At 38.3% G+C, this 19,577-nt stretch carries 13 protein-coding genes, 15 tRNA genes and 3 rRNA genes; 29 read left to right on the plus strand and 2 right to left on the minus strand.

Going from position 1 to position 19,577, the window contains the following annotated elements; translation table 11 throughout:
- The first annotated feature begins 323 nt into the window (after window positions 1–323).
- The 20 genes from CACET_RS05360 to CACET_RS05455 all read left to right on the plus strand — a co-directional run bounded on the left by CACET_RS05360 (window position 324) and on the right by CACET_RS05455 (window position 8,358).
- Window positions 324–869, plus strand: a complete 546-nt coding sequence (locus CACET_RS05360; RefSeq protein ID WP_044826527.1) for an HTH domain-containing protein — start codon at window positions 324–326, stop codon at window positions 867–869.
- Between the two features lie 56 nt (window positions 870–925).
- Window positions 926–1,525 carry a hypothetical protein gene (locus CACET_RS05365; protein WP_044826528.1) on the plus strand — a complete coding sequence of 200 codons (600 nt, stop codon included), beginning with the start codon at window positions 926–928 and terminating at the stop codon, window positions 1,523–1,525.
- A 373-nt stretch (window positions 1,526–1,898) separates the two neighbouring features.
- Window positions 1,899–3,538 (plus strand): 16S ribosomal RNA (locus tag CACET_RS05370).
- A gap of 74 nt (window positions 3,539–3,612) precedes the next feature.
- A tRNA-Ala gene (locus tag CACET_RS05375) sits at window positions 3,613–3,688 on the plus strand.
- Window positions 3,689–3,834: 146 nt separating this feature from the next.
- Window positions 3,835–6,771 (plus strand): 23S ribosomal RNA (locus tag CACET_RS05380).
- 49 nt (window positions 6,772–6,820) lie between these two features.
- Window positions 6,821–6,937, plus strand: a 5S ribosomal RNA gene (gene rrf, locus CACET_RS05385).
- The 16S, 23S and 5S rRNA genes sit together here with 15 tRNA genes alongside, the layout of an rRNA operon.
- A gap of 6 nt (window positions 6,938–6,943) precedes the next feature.
- Window positions 6,944–7,018, plus strand: a tRNA-Asn gene (locus CACET_RS05390).
- 9 nt (window positions 7,019–7,027) lie between these two features.
- A tRNA-Leu gene (locus CACET_RS05395) sits at window positions 7,028–7,116 on the plus strand.
- 13 nt (window positions 7,117–7,129) lie between these two features.
- Window positions 7,130–7,205, plus strand: a tRNA-Met gene (locus CACET_RS05400).
- A gap of 4 nt (window positions 7,206–7,209) precedes the next feature.
- Window positions 7,210–7,284 (plus strand) — tRNA-Glu (locus tag CACET_RS05405).
- An 8-nt stretch (window positions 7,285–7,292) separates the two neighbouring features.
- Window positions 7,293–7,368 (plus strand) — tRNA-Val (locus CACET_RS05410).
- A 122-nt stretch (window positions 7,369–7,490) separates the two neighbouring features.
- Window positions 7,491–7,567 (plus strand) — tRNA-Thr (locus CACET_RS05415).
- Between the two features lie 15 nt (window positions 7,568–7,582).
- A tRNA-Tyr gene (locus tag CACET_RS05420) sits at window positions 7,583–7,667 on the plus strand.
- Between the two features lie 17 nt (window positions 7,668–7,684).
- Window positions 7,685–7,767 (plus strand) — tRNA-Leu (locus CACET_RS05425).
- A gap of 26 nt (window positions 7,768–7,793) precedes the next feature.
- A tRNA-Gly gene (locus CACET_RS05430) sits at window positions 7,794–7,868 on the plus strand.
- Between the two features lie 64 nt (window positions 7,869–7,932).
- Window positions 7,933–8,008, plus strand: a tRNA-His gene (locus CACET_RS05435).
- Between the two features lie 27 nt (window positions 8,009–8,035).
- Window positions 8,036–8,111 (plus strand) — tRNA-Gln (locus CACET_RS05440).
- A gap of 6 nt (window positions 8,112–8,117) precedes the next feature.
- A tRNA-Lys gene (locus tag CACET_RS05445) sits at window positions 8,118–8,193 on the plus strand.
- Between the two features lie 6 nt (window positions 8,194–8,199).
- Window positions 8,200–8,274: transfer RNA gene (locus tag CACET_RS05450), tRNA-Cys, on the plus strand.
- A 7-nt stretch (window positions 8,275–8,281) separates the two neighbouring features.
- A tRNA-Arg gene (locus tag CACET_RS05455) sits at window positions 8,282–8,358 on the plus strand.
- 96 nt (window positions 8,359–8,454) lie between these two features.
- On the opposite strand, the gene CACET_RS05460 is transcribed toward CACET_RS05455, so the two are convergent.
- A complete protein-coding gene (locus CACET_RS05460; RefSeq protein WP_044825472.1) occupies window positions 8,455–8,850 on the minus strand; it encodes a hypothetical protein in 396 nt (131 codons plus the stop codon).
- A gap of 419 nt (window positions 8,851–9,269) precedes the next feature.
- Between CACET_RS05460 and CACET_RS05465 the strand changes: the two genes are divergently transcribed.
- Window positions 9,270–10,073, plus strand: coding sequence for a hypothetical protein (locus CACET_RS05465; protein WP_052661497.1), 804 nt, complete (start codon window positions 9,270–9,272; stop codon window positions 10,071–10,073).
- Window positions 10,070–11,332, plus strand: coding sequence for a BPG-independent phosphoglycerate mutase family protein (locus tag CACET_RS05470; RefSeq protein WP_044825485.1), 1,263 nt, complete (start codon window positions 10,070–10,072; stop codon window positions 11,330–11,332). The genes CACET_RS05465 and CACET_RS05470 overlap by 4 nt, the downstream gene beginning before the upstream one ends.
- A gap of 47 nt (window positions 11,333–11,379) precedes the next feature.
- Here CACET_RS05470 and CACET_RS05475 read toward each other — a convergent pair whose 3' ends face one another.
- Window positions 11,380–12,030 carry a PHP-associated domain-containing protein gene (locus CACET_RS05475; protein ID WP_044825471.1) on the minus strand — a complete coding sequence of 217 codons (651 nt, stop codon included), beginning with the start codon at window positions 12,028–12,030 and terminating at the stop codon, window positions 11,380–11,382.
- Window positions 12,031–12,376: 346 nt separating this feature from the next.
- Here CACET_RS05475 and CACET_RS05480 point away from each other — a divergent pair, with 346 nt between their 5' ends.
- From CACET_RS05480 to CACET_RS05510, 7 genes are all read left to right on the plus strand, one after another.
- Entirely contained in the window at window positions 12,377–12,613 is a 237-nt protein-coding gene (locus CACET_RS05480) for a hypothetical protein (protein ID WP_158385975.1), read from the plus strand.
- Window positions 12,614–13,290: 677 nt separating this feature from the next.
- Entirely contained in the window at window positions 13,291–13,758 is a 468-nt protein-coding gene (locus tag CACET_RS05485) for a class I SAM-dependent methyltransferase (RefSeq protein ID WP_158385977.1), read from the plus strand.
- A gap of 241 nt (window positions 13,759–13,999) precedes the next feature.
- Complete coding sequence (locus tag CACET_RS05490) at window positions 14,000–14,335, plus strand: hypothetical protein (protein ID WP_044825468.1); 336 nt, start codon at window positions 14,000–14,002, stop codon at window positions 14,333–14,335.
- Between the two features lie 630 nt (window positions 14,336–14,965).
- Entirely contained in the window at window positions 14,966–16,006 is a 1,041-nt protein-coding gene (locus CACET_RS05495) for a TRAP transporter substrate-binding protein (protein ID WP_044825467.1), read from the plus strand.
- A 402-nt stretch (window positions 16,007–16,408) separates the two neighbouring features.
- Window positions 16,409–16,921: a TRAP transporter small permease gene (locus tag CACET_RS05500; RefSeq protein WP_044825466.1), complete on the plus strand. Its 513-nt coding sequence runs from the start codon at window positions 16,409–16,411 to the stop codon at window positions 16,919–16,921.
- The gene (locus CACET_RS05505) at window positions 16,921–18,213 is read left to right on the plus strand and encodes a TRAP transporter large permease (RefSeq protein ID WP_044825465.1); all 1,293 of its coding nucleotides are present in this window, start codon (window positions 16,921–16,923) and stop codon (window positions 18,211–18,213) included. The genes CACET_RS05500 and CACET_RS05505 overlap by 1 nt, the downstream gene beginning before the upstream one ends.
- 29 nt (window positions 18,214–18,242) lie before the next feature.
- Window positions 18,243–19,484, plus strand: coding sequence for a nickel pincer cofactor-dependent isomerase, group 22 (locus CACET_RS05510; protein WP_044825464.1), 1,242 nt, complete (start codon window positions 18,243–18,245; stop codon window positions 19,482–19,484).
- The last annotated feature ends 93 nt before the right edge of the window (window positions 19,485–19,577 follow it).

Raw genomic sequence — 19,577 nt, forward strand, 5'->3', positions numbered from 1 at the left:
GAAAAGAGGAGAATGTATAAATAAAGAATAAAAACCTCAAAAAAACACTTCGGAAATTGTCTTTTAGGTGGAGCTATGGGAGGAAACTAGATATAATCATTGATAGAATAAATCCAGTAGAAGTTAGTTTTCTGCTTGATTTATTGTATTAACTATTGCTTATGATTTCTATAGGTCAATTCTTTGGTACCTACAATACAAAAGGTACTCCAGTAAATTGTTCTACTAGAATAGATGTAAAAAGAAGAAAATCAAAGGTGACATACAATTGGCTTTATGGTGTTGGTAATTATAGTAAAATACAATTAAGGAGGGAGAAAGATATGTTTAATAAAACCTTACGTCAGCTTCTGTTATTTCACATGTTTTATTATAGTGAAGTACTAGAGCCTATAGAAATTAAAAGCTTATTAAAGGTTAGTAATAGAACCATAGCACGAGATCTACATGAATTGCAAAGGGCTGGTCTAATAAATGTAGTATTTTCTAAAAAAGAAAAAGGATATATCCATCAAGATAATCGTTATCCATGTGCTAAGCAGCCACTTGTTTTTTCTGAAAACAAGGCAAATAATAGGCACCTTGAAAAACTAATAAGATTAGCTACTATTATGATTGAGTTAGCAGGCCATACTGAAATCTCCTACTATGATTGTAGTCCTAAAGAACAAGAAACTTGCAGCAGTTGGTATAAAAAGAAATTCCCTAATGTGAGTAAAAGGACTATGCAGAGAGACTTTCAAGAGCTTAGTAAAATAGGCTATGAAATTAGTTATGATTATTTTGAAAGATTATATACTGTTACCTTCCCTCAATCTTTAGAAGCAATAGAAAATTGTCTTAGGTACAAATACAAGGATAGAGAATAAGCATAATTTTTAGGTGCACAGAAGTTTAAATAGTGAATTAGAGAAGGGGAGATTATATGAAAACATATTTTTTTATAAGAAGACATCTACTATTAAATACTAGAGAAAAGACCTTTAACATTTATAAAGATGAAATACTAAAGGAACAGGGAACATATTACGAGGAAGCATTAGAAAGATTACTACAAAAGATAGATGCTATAGAGGGGAGGAATAATAAAATACCTAATAACGGTTACCCCTTGGATATAATAACTCCTCAAGATAGGGCAATATATCATGCAAACTTTGGATTAGTAGTTCTAAATTATGAAAATCAGAACAGGGATAAAGAAGGAGATAACAATTGGGAAAATGGTTTTATAGAAGAACTTCAAAGGATTGAGGGATTTAACCAAAGGGATGTTTATCAAGGGATATATTTAGACCCTTACTTAATGTATCCCCAAGGCTTAACCATCGAAGATCTTCGACAGAATGAAAATCATTTAAACTACATTTTTTACCCAGAGGGTGGGAGATACAAAGGTGAACTTCATAAATATCTATATTTAGATACAATAGTTTTTAAAGGAGAGGAAAGTGATATTGGTAAATGGCATTTTCAGATGAAAGAGATAGAAATCCCTAACCTAGAAGTATCAGAAGAGAAGTGAAGGTAGAAAGGGTCTTGGCCCTTCCGTTGTTGTTTAAAAGCGATAACTTTACATAGTATTATAGGTGTCATGCTTAGGGCATAATAGCTAGAATAGTTAGGTGTCATAATTTTTTCAAAAAAATGTTGACAAGAAGCAATAAATTTGATATAGTAGTAAAAGTCGCCGCTAGCGAAGGGGCGACGGGATAGAAGAAAGTTCGACACAGAAGAAAAAGAAATTAAAAAAAGTGTTGACATAATATAGTGAAGTATGATATAGTAGTTAAGTCGCCGAATGAGGGCGGCAGAAAAAAAGGTCTTTGAAAATTAAACAGTATAGATATTAAGCCAGCAAAATACATCTATCAGTTAATGATAGAACCCAGATATTTTTTATTAAGAGTTTGATCCTGGCTCAGGATGAACGCTGGCGGCGTGCCTAACACATGCAAGTCGAGCGAGGCAAATATCTAACATTGAGTACTTGAGAGATAAGGGAGAAAGAGAGGCAGCGTTAAGCAGGCCTGTAGACCCTTTGTGAGCAAAGGCTAGCTTTACGCCATAAAGTGCCAACACAGGATGAGAATCGAGTATTGAATGTTAGATATTTGCCTAGCGGCGGACGGGTGAGTAACGCGTGGGCAACCTACCTTGTACAGGGGGATAACAGTCGGAAACGATTGCTAATACCGCATAAAGCTATTCTAAGGCATCTTAGAATAGCCAAAGATTTATTGGTACAAGATGGGCCCGCGTCTGATTAGCTAGTTGGTGGGGTAAAGGCCTACCAAGGCGACGATCAGTAGCCGACCTGAGAGGGTGACCGGCCACACTGGAACTGAGACACGGTCCAGACTCCTACGGGAGGCAGCAGTGGGGGATATTGCACAATGGGGGAAACCCTGATGCAGCGACGCCGCGTGAGCGATGAAGGCCTTCGGGTCGTAAAGCTCTGTTTCGAGGGAAGATAATGACGGTACCTCGGGAGGAAGCCCCGGCTAACTACGTGCCAGCAGCCGCGGTAATACGTAGGGGGCAAGCGTTATCCGGAATCACTGGGCGTAAAGGGTGCGTAGGCGGCCAATAAAGTCTAGGGTGAAAGGCTACGGCTCAACCGTAGTAAGCCTTAGAAACTTATTGGCTTGAGTGCAGGAGAGGAGAGTGGAATTCCTAGTGTAGCGGTGAAATGCGTAGATATTAGGAGGAACACCAGTGGCGAAGGCGACTCTCTGGACTGTAACTGACGCTGAGGCACGAAAGCGTGGGGAGCGAACAGGATTAGATACCCTGGTAGTCCACGCCGTAAACGATGAGTGCTAGGTGTTGGGGGTCAAACCTCAGTGCCGCAGCTAACGCATTAAGCACTCCGCCTGGGGAGTACGCACGCAAGTGTGAAACTCAAAGGAATTGACGGGGACCCGCACAAGCAGCGGAGCATGTGGTTTAATTCGAAGCAACGCGAAGAACCTTACCTGGACTTGACATCCTTTTGACCGCTTTTTAACAGAAGTTTTCCCTTCGGGGACAGAAGTGACAGGTGGTGCATGGTTGTCGTCAGCTCGTGTCGTGAGATGTTGGGTTAAGTCCCGCAACGAGCGCAACCCTTGTCTTTAGTTGCCAGCATTTCGGATGGGCACTCTAGAGAGACTGCCGGGGATAACTCGGAGGAAGGTGGGGATGACGTCAAATCATCATGCCCCTTATGTTCAGGGCTACACACGTGCTACAATGGCCGATACAAAGGGCAGCGAAGGAGTAATCTGGAGCGAATCTCATAAAGTCGGTCTCAGTTCGGATTGTGGGCTGAAACTCGCCCACATGAAGTCGGAGTTGCTAGTAATCGCGAATCAGAATGTCGCGGTGAATGCGTTCCCGGGTCTTGTACACACCGCCCGTCACACCACGGGAGTCGGAAGCGCCCGAAGCCAGCTGCTCAACCGTAAGGGGAGAGCTGTCGAAGGTGAAGCCGATGACTGGGGTGAAGTCGTAACAAGGTAGCCGTATCGGAAGGTGCGGCTGGATCACCTCCTTTCTAAGGAGAAATGGCAATACTATACTGTTTAATTTTGAGGGACTTTTGTTTCTCTATAAAGCAAGAACAAAAGTGGGGGCGTAGCTCAGTTGGGAGAGCACCTGCCTTGCAAGCAGGGGGTCAGGAGTTCGACTCTCCTCGTCTCCACCAAAGAATATGGTAGAAAGCACCATGTTTAGAAGATTGACAAAAAGAAAAGAATTTGATAGAATAGTATTCTTGACGATTCTTAAATTGTTCTTTGAAAACTAAACAATGATATGAGAAAAGAAACAAAGCTAAAGTAATTCATCAAAGGTCAAGTTATTAAGGGCAAAGGGTGGATGCCTTGGCACTAGGAGCCGAAGAAGGACGTGGTAAGCTGCGAAAAGCTACGGGAAGCTGCAAGCAAGCATTGATCCGTAGATATCCGAATGGGGAAACCCACTTGGGGTAATGTCCAAGTATCTATTACTGAATTCATAGGTAATAGAAGGTAGACCGGGGGAACTGAAACATCTAAGTACCCCGAGGAAGAGAAAGAAAAATCGATTCCCTCAGTAGCGGCGAGCGAAAGGGGAAGAGCCCAAACCAAGAACTTAAGTTTTTGGGGTTGCGGACATTTTCATTAAGAAGATTGGTAAGTGTAGTTGAAGAGAGTTGGAAAACTCCACCGTAGAGGGTAAAAGTCCCGTAAGCGAAACACTGAAAATCTTTGAGAATGATCCAGAGTACCACGGGACACGTGAAACCCTGTGGGAAGCAGGGGGGACCACCCCCCAAGGCTAAATACTACCTAGTGACCGATAGCGCATAGTACCGTGAGGGAAAGGTGAAAAGAACCCCGGAAGGGGAGTGAAAAAGAACCTGAAACCTTTTGCCTACAAGCTGTGGAAGCGCTATATATGCGTGACCGCGTACTTTTTGTAGAACGGGCCAACGAGTTATGGTATGTAGCAAGGTTAAGTACTTCAGGTACGGAGCCGAAGGGAAACCGAGTCTTAATAGGGCGATTAGTTACATGCTATAGACCCGAAACCGTGCGATCTACCCATGGGCAGGATGAAGCGGAAGTAAAATTTCGTGGAGGTCCGAACCAGTTGACGTTGAAAAGTCATTGGATGACCTGTGGGTAGCGGAGAAATTCCAATCGAGCTCGGAGATAGCTGGTTCTCGCCGAAATAGCTTTAGGGCTAGCCTTGAAATGAGAGTGACGGAGGTAGAGCACTGAATGGTCTAGGGGCCTTCACCGGTTACCAAAACCTATCAAACTCCGAATGCCGTTAACTTATTTTCAGGAGTCAGACTACGAGTGATAAGATCCGTGGTCAAGAGGGAAAGAACCCAGATCATCAGCTAAGGTCCCAAAGTATACGTTAAGTGGGAAAGGATGTGGAGTTGCACAGACAACCAGGATGTTGGCTTAGAAGCAGCCACTCATTTAAAGAGTGCGTAATAGCTCACTGGTCGAGTGATTCTGCGCCGAAAATGTCCGGGGCTCAAACGTATCACCGAAGCTATGGGAATAGAAATATTCGGTAGGCGAGCATTCTATGTGGGTTGAAGCTATACCGTAAGGAGTAGTGGACTGCATAGAAGAGAGAATGTTGGCATGAGTAACGAGAGGTAGGTGAGAATCCTACCCGTCGAAAACCTAAGGTTTCCTGAGGAAGGTTCGTCCGCTCAGGGTTAGTCGGGACCTAAGCCGAGGCAGAAATGCGTAGGCGATGGACAACAGGTTGAGATTCCTGTACCACCTAGAATCGTTTGAGAGATGGGGTGACACAGAAGGATAGGTTGAGCCCACCGTTGGTTGAGTGGGTCTAAGCCAGTAGGGAGCTAAGACAGGCAAATCCGTTTTAGCATAATCCTGAGAGGTGATGGGGAGCGAAAAACAAGTAGCGAAGCAACTGATTCCACACTGTCGAGAAAAGCCTCTATTGAGAAACTAGGTGCCCGTACCGCAAACCGACACAGGTAGGTGAGGAGAGAATCCTAAGACGAGCGGGAGAACCATTGTTAAGGAACTCGGCAAAATGACCCCGTAACTTCGGGAGAAGGGGTGCCGAAGGGTGTGAAGGCTATACGCTGTAAGCACACTTCGGTCGCAGAGAACAGGCCCAAGCGACTGTTTAGCAAAAACATAGGTCTCTGCAAAGTCGAAAGACGACGTATAGGGGCTGACGCCTGCCCGGTGCTGGAAGGTTAAGGGGAAGTGTTAGCGCAAGCGAAGCACAGAACTTAAGCCCCAGTAAACGGCGGCCGTAACTATAACGGTCCTAAGGTAGCGAAATTCCTTGTCGGGTAAGTTCCGACCCGCACGAAAGGCGTAACGATTTGGGCGCTGTCTCAACAATGGACCCGGTGAAATTGTAATACCAGTGAAGATGCTGGTTACCTGCGACAGGACGGAAAGACCCCGTGGAGCTTTACTGCAGCTTGACATTGGATTTTGGTACTAGATGTACAGGATAGGTGGGAGACTGAGAACCTAGGACGCCAGTCTTGGAGGAGTCGATGTTGGGATACCACTCTTGTAGTACTGAAGTTCTAACCATGAACCATGATCTGGTTTTGGGACACTGTCAGGCGGGCAGTTTGACTGGGGCGGTCGCCTCCTAAAAAGTAACGGAGGCGCTCAAAGGTTCCCTCAGCACGGTCGGAAATCGTGCAAAGAGTGCAAAGGCATAAGGGAGCTTGATTGCGAGACCAACAAGTCGAGCAAGGACGAAAGTCGGACTTAGTGATCCGGTGGTACCGAGTGGAAGGGCCATCGCTCAACGGATAAAAGCTACCCCGGGGATAACAGGCTTATCTCCCCCAAGAGTCCACATCGACGGGGAGGTTTGGCACCTCGATGTCGGCTCATCACATCCTGGGGCTGAAGTAGGTCCCAAGGGTTGGGCTGTTCGCCCATTAAAGTGGTACGCGAGCTGGGTTCAGAACGTCGTGAGACAGTTCGGTCCCTATCCGTCGCAGGCGTAGGAAATTTGAGAGGAGCTGTCCTTAGTACGAGAGGACCGGGATGGACGTACCGCTGGTGTACCAGTTGTCTTGCCAAAGGCACCGCTGGGTAGCTATGTACGGAAGGGATAAGTGCTGAAGGCATCTAAGCACGAAGCCCCCCTCAAGATAAGATTTCCCATCACGCAAGTGAGTAAGACCCCAGAAAGACTATCTGGTAGATAGGTCGGAGGTGTAAGTGCAGTAATGTATTAAGCTGACCGATACTAATAGGTCGAGGACTTGACCAAAAATAACTCATACATTGTTTAGTTTTGAGGGAACAATCCTTCAAAAGAATATCGTGACAATAGCGAAGGGGTCACACCTGTTCCCATACCGAACACAGCAGTTAAGCCCTTCAGCGCTGATGGTACTTGGCGGGAAGCTGCCTGGGAGAGTAGGTCGTTGCGATATAGAAGTTCCAGAGTAGCTCAATGGTGGAGCACCCGGCTGTTAACCGGTAGGTTGGAGGTTCGAGTCCTCTCTCTGGAGCCAAAACAAAATGCCGAAGTGGCGGAACTGGCAGACGCACAGGACTTAAAATCCTGCGGTCCTTCAAGATCGTACCGGTTCGATTCCGGTCTTCGGCACCACTATGAAAAACATCGCGGGGTAGAGCAGTTGGTAGCTCGTCGGGCTCATAACCCGGAGGCCACAGGTTCAAGTCCTGTCCCCGCAACCATTTTGGCCCCTTGGTCAAGCGGTTAAGACACCGCCCTTTCACGGCGGTAACAGGGGTTCGATTCCCCTAGGGGTCACCAAAAAAAATGGGCGCATAGCTCAGCTGGGAGAGCACCTGCCTTACAAGCAGGGGGTCACAGGTTCAAGTCCTGTTGCGCCCACCAAAAGTAGATGAATAAAATCTTTGATCTTGTGTTGGTCACTTACTTAGCATTTTGCAACACATTTCAATGATTTATTTATGTAAAATGTATTGTGAAAAAGCTAACAACATTATAAAACACATGCTGGTGTAGCTCAGTTGGCCAGAGCAGCTGATTTGTAATCAGCAGGTCGCGGGTTCGAATCCCATCACCAGCTCCATTAATTAGAAATACTGGAGGGGTTCCCGAGTGGCCAAAGGGGGCAGACTGTAAATCTGTTGTCAACGACTTCGAAGGTTCGAATCCTTCTCCCTCCACCATAATATATATCACACATGCGGGTGTGGCGGAATTGGCAGACGCACTAGACTTAGGATCTAGCGGGCGACCGTGGGGGTTCAAGTCCCTCCACCCGCACCAATTATATAAAAATTAGTATTTAGTATGCGGAAGTGGCTCAGTGGTAGAGCATCGCCTTGCCAAGGCGAGGGTCGCGGGTTCGAGTCCCGTCTTCCGCTCCATTTTTATGCTATAAGTAGGTGGTCGATTTAGATCGTGTACTTATTTTATGTATAAACATATATGGTGGGTGTAGTCAAGTGGTTAAGACACAGGATTGTGGCTCCTGCATGCGTGGGTTCGAATCCCATCATCCACCCCATATAAAAGAAGCATAATTAAATAACAATGGGATATAGCCAAGTCGGTAAGGCAACGGACTTTGACTCCGTCATCCGCAGGTTCGAGTCCTGCTATCCCAGCCATATTAAGATCCATTAGCTCAGTCGGTAGAGCACCTGACTTTTAATCAGGGTGTCCCGCGTTCGAGTCGCGGATGGATCACCAAAACAAGGCGGCATAGCCAAGTGGTAAGGCAGAGGTCTGCAAAACCTTTATTCCCCAGTTCAAATCTGGGTGCCGCCTCCAAAAAAATGCGCTCATAGCTCAGCTGGATAGAGTGTCTGACTACGAATCAGAAGGTCGGGAGTTCGAATCTCTCTGGGCGCACCAGTAATTAAAACACTTACAGGATTTTATCTTGTAGGTGTTTTTTTAGTTTATAGCCTACTTGATCTCTTAATTAAGTAAAAAAACTGTAGCTAAGCTTTATATGCTATGAAATTCATAACGAATATAATCGGTTTTTATCTCTAGGAATTTTAGCTGCTTTACTGGAAAAAAACGAAGACATGAACCATGATCTTCAGGCCTATAAGTAATAGTTACTTCTTCATTGATCCCTAAATGTCTAGCCAATCTAATGGATTGTCCATAAGTTGCCATAACAGTCATATTAGAACTTGATGGAAACATGCAGTGACAATTAGGAGAATTTCCTATTGAATGGAAGTTATAAATAAAATGAACTTTGTATTGTAATGTATTACCTAATTTTTCAGCACCAGCAAAGACAACATCATAACGATTTTTGTCAGAATTAGAGTGGAGGATAGTAGAACCTAAGAAAGCCTCTTTCTCCCACTTATAGTAGTTTTGACTCATGACATCACTCCTAAATTATTAAATAGATATTTTGACTAGTAAGATATATATTATTGGGTTTCTTCCCCCATGCTTTTTATTATATTATTCAATAGTAAATTTGATTTCTATTGAGTAATCAAATTTACCTAGTACTAGCACTAGTAGGTAATTTTGATATCTATAAGAAAAAAAGATGCAGTCCTACTATTAAGGCGTTACCCTAACACAGTTATTACCAAAATTCTCTTGAACTGTCATTTTGTTAATGCTAAGATTCTTCGACTCCGCTTTGCTTCACTCAGGACGATAAGCTATGGTTTAAGTTAACGCTAATAATTTGACACTTAAAGTCAGTAGCTAAAAACTAAAACGTATGATAAAATTTATAAAAGGTTTATATAAAAATTTGAAAAAGATTATAAGTAGGAGATGGGAATATGACAAAGCAGAATACAAGCCAACAGGATATAAAAAACATATTAGAAACCATACCTAATGATACTGTTATTGGGGAATTTTCAGGAAGGGATAGTGTAGCAGCTATTCTAAAAGCCTTAGAGGATGCTTCTATTCAACATATCTTACCAGTTGCTTCCCTTGCACCTACAGAATATGGGGATTTTCAAAGTTTAGAGAAAAATTATCAACAGCTAGTAATAAGAGTAAAGGATTTATACGGTGAAGATAAAACAATCTTTCCCTTAATTTATTACAGTAATCCTGACTTATGGAGTATAATTAATGGTAGGTTCGTAAACGATATTCATAGAAAATTTGATTTCTATAGTCCCTGTATAGGGTGCCATGCATATTTTCATTTACTAAGGGTTCCTATGGCTTTAAAGTTAGGTAAAAAGATTATTTCTGGGGAACGAGAAAGTCATGATGGTAGAATTAAAATAAATCAACTATCCAGTAGTCTTTCTGCCTATAAAAAAATTACTGAGCATTTTGGGGTAGAGCTTTTAATTCCTCTAAGATATATGGAGGATGGAGATGAAGTGGAGAAGTTAATAGGCTGGGAATGGCAAGAGGGTAAGGATCACCCCAGCTGTGTCTATAGTGGGAACTATAAGGATATACATGGTAGGACTATCTATGATGAAGAAAAAATTCAGGCTTATTTAAAAAATTTTCTATATCCTGTATGTATCCAGCTAGGTGAAGTGATTTTAAAGGTAGAAAATCCAAATAAAAGTGAGATGGTGGAGGCTTTAAAGAGGATAGGTGATACATGGTGAAGACGATAGTATTGCTTTTGGATGGTTTAGGAGATAGACCTCAAAAAGAACTAAATGGAAAAACCCCTCTTGAGGCTGCAAATACACCTAATTTAGATATATTATGTCAACAGGCTGAAACAGGAATGATGATACCTTGGCGGCAGGGGGTTCCATTAGGAACTGAAGTTGCACATTTTATTCTCTTTGGATATGAGATAAAGGATTTTCCAGGTAGGGGGATTATTAATGCTCTATCTAGAAATTTTTTTTTAGAGGAAGATGCTGTCTATATGGTAACTTCCTGGGCCTATGTTGAAGAAAAAGAAGGACTGTTTATTAAGGAGAGATGGACGAAGGATATATCCCTAGAAGAAATAATGGCATTAAAGGAAGTTTTGCCAAGGGAAATAGAAGGTGTTACCCTCCAATGGGACTATTCTATCGGACCCCATGGGGTATTGAAGCTGAAGGGGGATAGTATCAGCAGTGAAATTTCTGACAGTGATCCCTTCTATGATCAAGGGTATGTCATGGCGATAGAAGCCTTTGAGACAAATGCCAGTAATGCTGAACACACAGCCAAGGTTTTAAATAGGTATTTAAGGGAGAGTTATGCCTACCTTAAGCACCATCCCATCAACCTTGATAGAGTACATAAGGGAAAGCAACCAGCCAACTTTCTTCTAACGAAGTGGGCAGGGCGAAAGCCTAACTTAAGACCTTTTGAGGAAAAACATGGCATGGAGGGTTGTATTGTTGGTTCTAGTCAACTAATGCTAGGGATTTCAAAGCTACTAGGAATGGATTATATAAACTATAAAGATCTTAAAGAGGGTGTAGATTTAGCCCTAAATAGTGACTATGAATTCATTCATCTTCATACGAAGACACCGGACGAGGCAGCCCACACAAAAAATCCCCACAATAAAGTGAAGGTACTAGAAGAAATTGATGGTTACTTAAAGCCATTAGTTGATGCTGCATTAAAGGAAGACCTTCTTTTAGTCGTCACTGGTGACCATACCACCCCTAGTTCTGGAGAAATGATTCATTCTGGAGAGTCTTTGCCAATTATGTTTATTGGGAAAAATGTGAGAGTGGACGATGTGAAGACCTTTGGAGAAAGAAGCTGTTCAAAGGGAAGTATTCGTATGGAGGGGTGTGATCTTATACAAATGATTTTAAATCTTACGGAAAGAGCACTTTTTTATAATTTCCGACCGGGAGCTAGAAGATTGAATCATATACCTAAGACAATAAAAAAATTAAAGTTATAGTTATCTTAAATAATAAACCCCCACCTACTACAGGAGGGGATTTTCTTTTATGAAATTATCATCGATAGAGAATCTTGTTTTACGATGGATTGAAAAGTATTGTTTCTATAAATTATAGGAGATACCTCCCTAGACACAATAGCCTGTATCAAATCCTTCTCATCCCTAATGCCATCAGGAAACAAAGTGGCACACTGTCCTATTTGATGAATATGGTGGGCATCGCTTCCTCCTAAGGCAGGTAGGTTAAGCTCTTGGGCAAGATAATATGCTAAGGTATTATACTGGGACTTGGTAGTACCGTTAAAGGCTTCAATTCCTCGAAAACCTCGTAAACTTCTATTGTAATTTCCCGTGGCTCTGTTGCTTGGTCTAAAAGGATGGGCACTAATGGCTACTCCTTTACTTTTTTCCACCAATTTCAGCAATTCATCAGCATGAAGCTTTTCTTTTGGGAGGTGATCTAGTCCAAAGACCAACATATCACCTTCATAGGTTAAAATCTCTGCCCCAACAATTATTAAAAAATCTCGTTTTTTAGCTATATTATGGGCTTTATCCATTAAATCATTACTATCATGATCTGTAATACATATGCCGTCAAGGCCCATCTCTTTAGCCCTGTCTATTATTTCATCTAGAGCAATATGACTATCATTAGAATAGGTTTTTTCATGTATATGGATATCAATAAACATAGCTTCAACCCCAGTTTAAGTTATTGTTTGTATATATTTTATTGTATTGCATTATTATTGTACTTTGTTTTATTAAAATTTGCTAATTGAAATCTTTTATATAATATATTTTTTTGATTTGATTTTTCTATAGGACTATTTAATATTTTTCTAATAGTTCTTATGGTATAATACACAAGGAAAATCGTCATAATGATCTATGGCATTGAAGCAGTTTAGGCTACCTTTTTTTATTGTTTAATAGTAGCGATTTTAGAGATAGATTTATAGGATCTTTCAAAAGCCCAGGATAGTTTTGGATATCCTTATTTTGTATAGTATTGAAAATAAATCCCTGTAAATAATAATGGCTAAGGAACAAATATTTATTAATGAGGTGAATTACTTGAATAAAAAAAAGTTATTAGATCCTAAAGCGGCAAAAGCTATAGAAGAGTTTAATGCAGAAATGGGTACTGAAATAGGACATGTAGATAAATCTCAGGATGGTGATTTTATATATGTACATAGTGGAGATCCCATCTCTAGAGAAATAATCGAGGAAGCAGAAAGACAATTTGCCAACAGAAACAAGGAAGAGTAGAATTTCTACTCTTTTTTATTTTGGCACGAATATTGCTATAAAGTAATATGAAGCACTATTAAACTATATCCTATTTTTTATTTTATCAAATAAAAGAAAAAACACAGAATATGATGGGTAAATATTTTTTAACTTTATTATTGGATTCTCAATCAAGTGTTTATCGTTGAATTCTTTATAACCAATCCTATGGTTTTTAGGTGTAGCTTATGGTACATCTATTAGTTTTGGAATTATTTAATTATTATTGGAGTAGTTATGATACTAAACAAAAAGTATCATAACCTACAGTCATGTGTAGGAAGTAATACTATTGTTAATACACAACTGGATTGGAGGTGTATTGCTATTACCTTAGGAGCTATAATTATATCTATAGTTTTCTATTACTTTATTCATAGTATTTAGCCTATAAAATCTTATGTATTGGTGAATAATTAGATATGTTGATTGTACAGTATATGAGGAAAATAAAGTTCTTCAATAATAGATAGCTGTTTTACCTGAAGACAGAAATGGTATAAATGGTATAATGGTATAAATAGTACAGAAATGAAAATGGATAAAATGAGGTGAGTTATTTGAATTATGAACAAAGATTATTTTTAAAAAACTTTATTCAACAGCCTAGTATAGTAGGTTCGTTAGTACCAAGTTCAAAGTATTTATGTCTTAGTATGCTGAAACATATTAATTTTGAAAGCTGTAAATGTATTGTGGAGTACGGAGCCGGAACGGGTATATTTACAAAACAAATAGTTAGTAAAAAGAAAAAAGATACTACGTTTATATCCTTCGAATTGAATAAGAATTTGTTTGACATAGTAAAAACCCTACATGATCCTGAGAATAATGTTTATATAATAAACGATTCTGCTGAGAATTTGATAAATTACTTAGTGAAGCAAGGTATTGGAGAAGTGGACTTTGTTATCTCTGGCTTACCCTTTGCAGTTTTATCCAAGGAGGTAAGTCAGAAGATACTTACTAATACTTACCAAACACTTAGTGAGAGAGGGAAATTTGTAACGTTCCAATACTCATTACAGTTCCTAAACATTTTAAAAGGGGTGTTTCCAGAAGTTAAGCTAGGAATTCAACTATTCAACATACCTCCAGCTTTTATTTATCAGTGTAAAAAATAACTTTTAACCTTACTATAATTTGTGACAAGTGAAACACACATAATTAAAGTTAAATTTTAATATACACGGTCTATGGTTTCGCTCATTCTTTTAATTAAGAAATAAATTAAAAGAATATTCCAAAAACAGGAAGTTTAGCCAAAAAAAATTCTTTAATTAATTTATAGTTTAAGGAAGGTATTATATGGTCAGGTGTAGAATTTTATAAATATTCAAAAAAATGAGGAATGGGGGGATGGAAATGCAAATCAATCAAATAGCAGCACAAATACCACCAGATGTTTTAGAAGAACTAAAAAAATATGAATATAGCTATATTAAAGATACTGAATGTACCAGTTGCCAATACACAGGAGTAATGGGTTTGAAACGAAAAGTTTCCGCTTGCAAACCTATAACAATTTGGATTGCTACAATCATTGGAGCGCTTATGATCATTGCTTTTTTGAATACTCCTATAGGTATCATTATTTTTTGTGTATATGGAGTAATATTTACAGAAATGTTAGCACACTTTACAAGGTTTCAAATAGTATGCCCAAAATGTGATGCTGAACAAGTGGTTAAGCCTAGCTAGATATGTAATATAAAAAATAGATATATAAGTTGTAGTAATTAAGTTGTAAAAGTTTTACGGCAACTTATATATTGAAAAAGAATGGATAAAAATCATATCCATTCTTTTTTCTTTTTTGTGCAACAGGCGGTCGCATACTCATAGGCCATAGCCTATGGAATTTTAGGTATTAAGAACAGCGATAACGTTACTACGTATAGTAAAAATGAATCGGGAGTGTGAAAACTTAAAAATTCTCGAAGATGAAAGACCTTCCCTAAAGGTGCCGATACAACCTAGAAGTCTAGGATAGAGCAACATCTAATACTGCAATCGGTTGCTTTCGATAAATTTGTGAAAAAAGTCATTTGCTTGTTGACACTATATAATACAACATGTATAATACCTATATACATCTAATATTCAGATATATCTGTTTTTTCAGACAGGATTTTCTTTAGTGTACACTATGCTATGTTTTATTTGAAACTCAGTGATTTCAAGTTGTTTATGATTTTAATTATTAAATCAAAATAGATATTTCCAATATAATTTCTATGTTTATCTATTTTATTTGGAGGTGGAGCCTTTATTGATTATTAAGAAAATTAAGTTTTAAAAATAAAATTTATAAAAAATGGGGGTATTAAAATGAAAAAGTTAGTAAGTATATTGTTGGTATTGGTAGTATTATTAGTTGCTGCAACAGGATGCAGCAATAATTCTACAACTGATACATCCAACAGCGGAGATACAAGTGCAGAAGGAAGCAAAGATCCAATTATAATTAAATATGGTTTGATCGCACCAGAGTCCCATTCACAAACTCAAGCAGCTATTAAATTTGGAGAATACATAGAAAAAGAATCCCAGGGAGAACTGAAGTTAGAAGTGTATCCCAATGCTTTACTAGGTGGAGATGTCCAGTTGACAGAGGCGGTAGCTTTAGGAACGATTCAAATGGCACTACCTGCAACTTCTACATTGGTTATGTACTCTCCTATGTTTGGTGCATTGGACATGCCATTTATGTTTTCAGATACTGAAAAAGCATTTGAGGCACTTGAAGGAGAAGTTGGTCAATTGTTAAATAAGGAACTTGAAAGAGTTGGAATCAAAAACGCAGGATATAGTTTTAATGGTGTGAGAAATATAACAAACAATGTAAGACCTATCACAGAACCAGATGACCTGAGGGGTGTAAAAATGAGGGTTATGGAAAGTCCAATATTTATAGATATGTTTACTTTACTAGGAACCAATCCTACGCCTATAAGTTTCGGAGAACTATTTACAGCATTGCAACAAAAAACTGTTGATGGACAAGAAAATGCTGCATCTTTGGTATATGATTCTAGATTTCAAGAGGTGCAAAGCTATATGAGTCTGACGAAACACGTTTATGGTTTCTGTGCAAATATAATAAATAAAGATTTTTATAACGGATTATCAGATGAGCATAAAGCAATTATTGACGAGGGTGCTAAGATATGGTTGGTTGATTGGCAGATAGCGGAAGAAGATGGTAATGATGCTAACTACATTCAGAAGTTAATAGATGATGGCATGGAGATTAATGAAATTTCTGAAGAAAATCATAAAAAGTTTGCGGATGCTGTAGCACCGATGTATGAAAAGTATAGAGACCAAATGGGTGATGAAATATTTAATTTATTAGAAGAGTATAGATAGAAATTTAATTAACATAGACTGAACTTAAAAGAAGTTGTAAGCAGATTTGCATCTTGATTGTTTTTTATATAGGCATAGATGTGTGGAGAAGCCTATAAATAGATTGTCATGTATTCCCCCCCGGAACTTAGATAAGAGATAGTTTAAAGTTTATAGCTTAATAAGGTGCATAAATGTAAGCTTCATACAATGTTCTTTTAAGGTACTTGTTTTCCCTTTTGGGTTTGCCTCAGTGATAGTATTAAAGCTCAAAAGGGAAAAACACTTTTCATTACTTGTATAAACTACAGTATTAAGTTTGGAGATGCTTTGAAGATTGTGTAAAATACAGTAATGTTAAAATTAAAGTGCAAAAAATACATAAAATTTTAACAAAACTTTAATTATTGAGAAGGTGAGTATATGAAAAATATTCTTGAAAAAATAATAAACTTTTATAATAAGGCAGAAGAGTACATATTGGTTGTAAGTCTAGCTTTTACAGTAATATTAGTATTTATTCAAGTTGTTATGAGATATATATTTAATCAATCTCTTTCATGGAGTGAAGAATTATGTAGATATATTTTTGTTTGGCAAGTTTGGCTAGGTGCTAGTTTGGGATTTAGGACCAATAACCATATTGCTATTGAGATGATCTATGATAAGTTGAAGGGTAAAAGTAAGATTATATATAGTTTAGTAAGCAATAGTATTACGTTAGCTTTTAATATATTTCTAGTTAGGTATGGGTTTCAGTTAGTAGAAACGATGATTACTAGAGGCACAGTTTCCTCAGGAATGAGAATGCCTTTATATATTGTGTATCTAAGTGTTCCGGTAAGCTCTTTAGCCATAGTATTTAGAATAATTGGAAAGATGTATAATGATGCTAAAGGATTCATACCAATAAAATCTGAAGGGAGTAAAGTTTAATGGAAGCTACTATATTTTTATTTTCTTCATTTTTTATTTTATTATTTTTAGCGATACCGATAGGATATGCCATTGGTGTTGCTACGTTATTAACTATGATGAATTTTTCAAACATCCCATTAATAATGATTAGCCAAAATGCCGTAAGTGGGATTGACTCATTTCCTTTGATGGCAATACCCTTCTTTATTTTTGCTGGAAATATAATGAGTACAGGTGGGGTTGCAAAGCGTCTTATAGAGTTTTTTAACTTATTATTGAGAAAAAGAACCGGTGCTTTAGGAATGGTAACAATCGTGGCTTGTATGTTCTTTGCAGCTATTTCTGGTTCAGCGATGGCGACTACAGCAGCAATCGGGGGTTTTATGATACCCGAAATGGAAAAAAGAGGTTATAGTAAAGCCTACAGTGCTTCTTTGGCTGCAGCAGCCGGTACGATAGGTGTCATTATTCCTCCGAGTATACCTTTTGTATTATATGGTGTTGTTACAGGAAATTCCATTAGCGATCTGTTCATAGCGGGGATGATACCAGGAATATTAATGGGTTTAGCACTAATGACTGTTAATTATGTTGTATCTAAGAAAAATGGCAATCTAGGAGATAAAAATGCACCGTCTTTATCCCTAAAAGAATTCTTAAAAGCTTTTAATGATGCAATATGGGCCATTCTAACCCCTGTAATTATCTTAGGAGGAATTTATGGAGGAGTTTTTACACCAACAGAAGCAGCTGTTGTAGCATGTGTATATGCAACTATTGTCAGCGTTGTTATATATAAAGAGTTAACGTTTAAACAACTCTACAAAACTTTATTCACCAGTATGGAAGTCAATGGTACTACTGTATTTATGGTGGGGCTTTCAACTGTATTCGCAACCTTTTTAACCATGGAACAAATACCAGCGATGTTAGCTGAGGCAATCCTCAATCTTACATCCAATAAAATAATTGTACTATTATTAATAAATATTTTGCTATTAGTGGTAGGGTGTTTTATCGATAATATACCTGCTACGATAATATTAGCACCAATATTATTGCCAGTAGTAAGGCAGCTAGGCATGAGTGCTACACAATTCGGGGTTATGTTGACTTTGAACTTAGCCATTGGATTTGTAACCCCCCCTTATGGAATCAACCTATTTGTAGCTCAAGCTGTAGCTGGTGTGAAAATGGAACAAATGGTTAAATACATCAAGTGGCTAATCCTAGCATTATTTATTGTATTAGTGCTTACTACGTATTTTGAACCAACAACTATGTTTTTAGTAAAACTTTTTAAAGGTTAAGTGTTTCACTATAGAATGGAGCTGATAAAATGCCTATATTGCTTGAAGAAGATTCAAATATTCTTCTACCAAAGATGCATAAGGTTAGACAAATTTTTGAAAAGGAAGGGTTAGAAGATATTGAAAGTATCATAACTTCTGAAGCGAAAAAAGAATCTATTGTATCTATTATCAAACCAGGGCAGAAGGTTGCAGTTGCTGTAGGAAGTAGAGGCATAAAAAATTTAAAAGAAATAGTAAAACTAACAATAGATAATATAAAAGCAATGGGAGCAAATCCCTATATAATTTCTGCAATGGGAAGTCATGGCGGAGGAACGGAGAAGGGTCAAAGAGAAATACTTTATGGTTATGGGATCAATGAAGAAGATATGGGGGTACCGGTAATTACAAAAACAGATGTTGTTCATCTTGGCAAGACAAAAAAAGGTATTAACGTGTACTTTGATAAGACAGCATATGAAGCTGATGTAGTGGTGCCTATAAATAGAATAAAGCTGCATACAGATTTTGTTGCAGACATACAGAGTGGACTATGTAAAATGTTAGTTATAGGGCTAGGAAATCATATAGGTTGCTCCGCTATTCATGAGGAAGAATTTGAATTCTTTGGAGAAATCATCAAAGAAGCTGCTTCAATGATAATGGCAAAGGCAAAGATTGGATTTGGTGTAGCAATATTAGAGAATGCCTATGATAAAACATCAAAAATTGAATTTATCCCTGCTAAAGAGCTAATTCCTAGAGAAATTGAGTTAGTTAAAATTGCTAAAAAGAACATGCCAATACTGATGATTCCTAAAATAGATATATTAATTGTGGAGGAAATAGGTAAAAACATCTCGGGTGCAGGATATGATCCAAATATATTAGGAAAAAGTTATATTTTAAAAGACTTTGTTTTAGAAGTTCCTGAGATAAATAAAATGATCTTATTAGATATATCGGAAGAATCCCATGGCAATGCCATAGGTATGGGAATATTTGATATTATAACAAAGAAAGTATTTGAACAATTAGACTTTGAGTCAATTTATACAAACGGAATAGCTATTAAGTGTATTGATGATTGCAAAATACCTTTGATAGCTAAAAATCAAGATGAGGCTATAAAAATAGCCATTAAAGTACTTAGGGGAGTAGATAAAAAGAATTTAAAAATTGTAAAAATTAAAAACACCCTAGAGTTGGAATATATCGAGGTTTCAGATGCATTATTAGAATATGTAAAAAGTGATAGTAGGTTGGAATTAGGTTCATTCGATCTATGATCTTATAATAATTCTTTGATATCTAAGCAGTAGTTATTATAAGACTAACTGCTCTGGTTGTAGGAATGATCCTTGAGTCCTGGTAAATCACCT

Source organism: Clostridium aceticum (assembly GCF_001042715.1).
Taxonomy (GTDB): Bacteria; Bacillota; Clostridia; order Peptostreptococcales; family Natronincolaceae; genus Andreesenella; species Andreesenella acetica.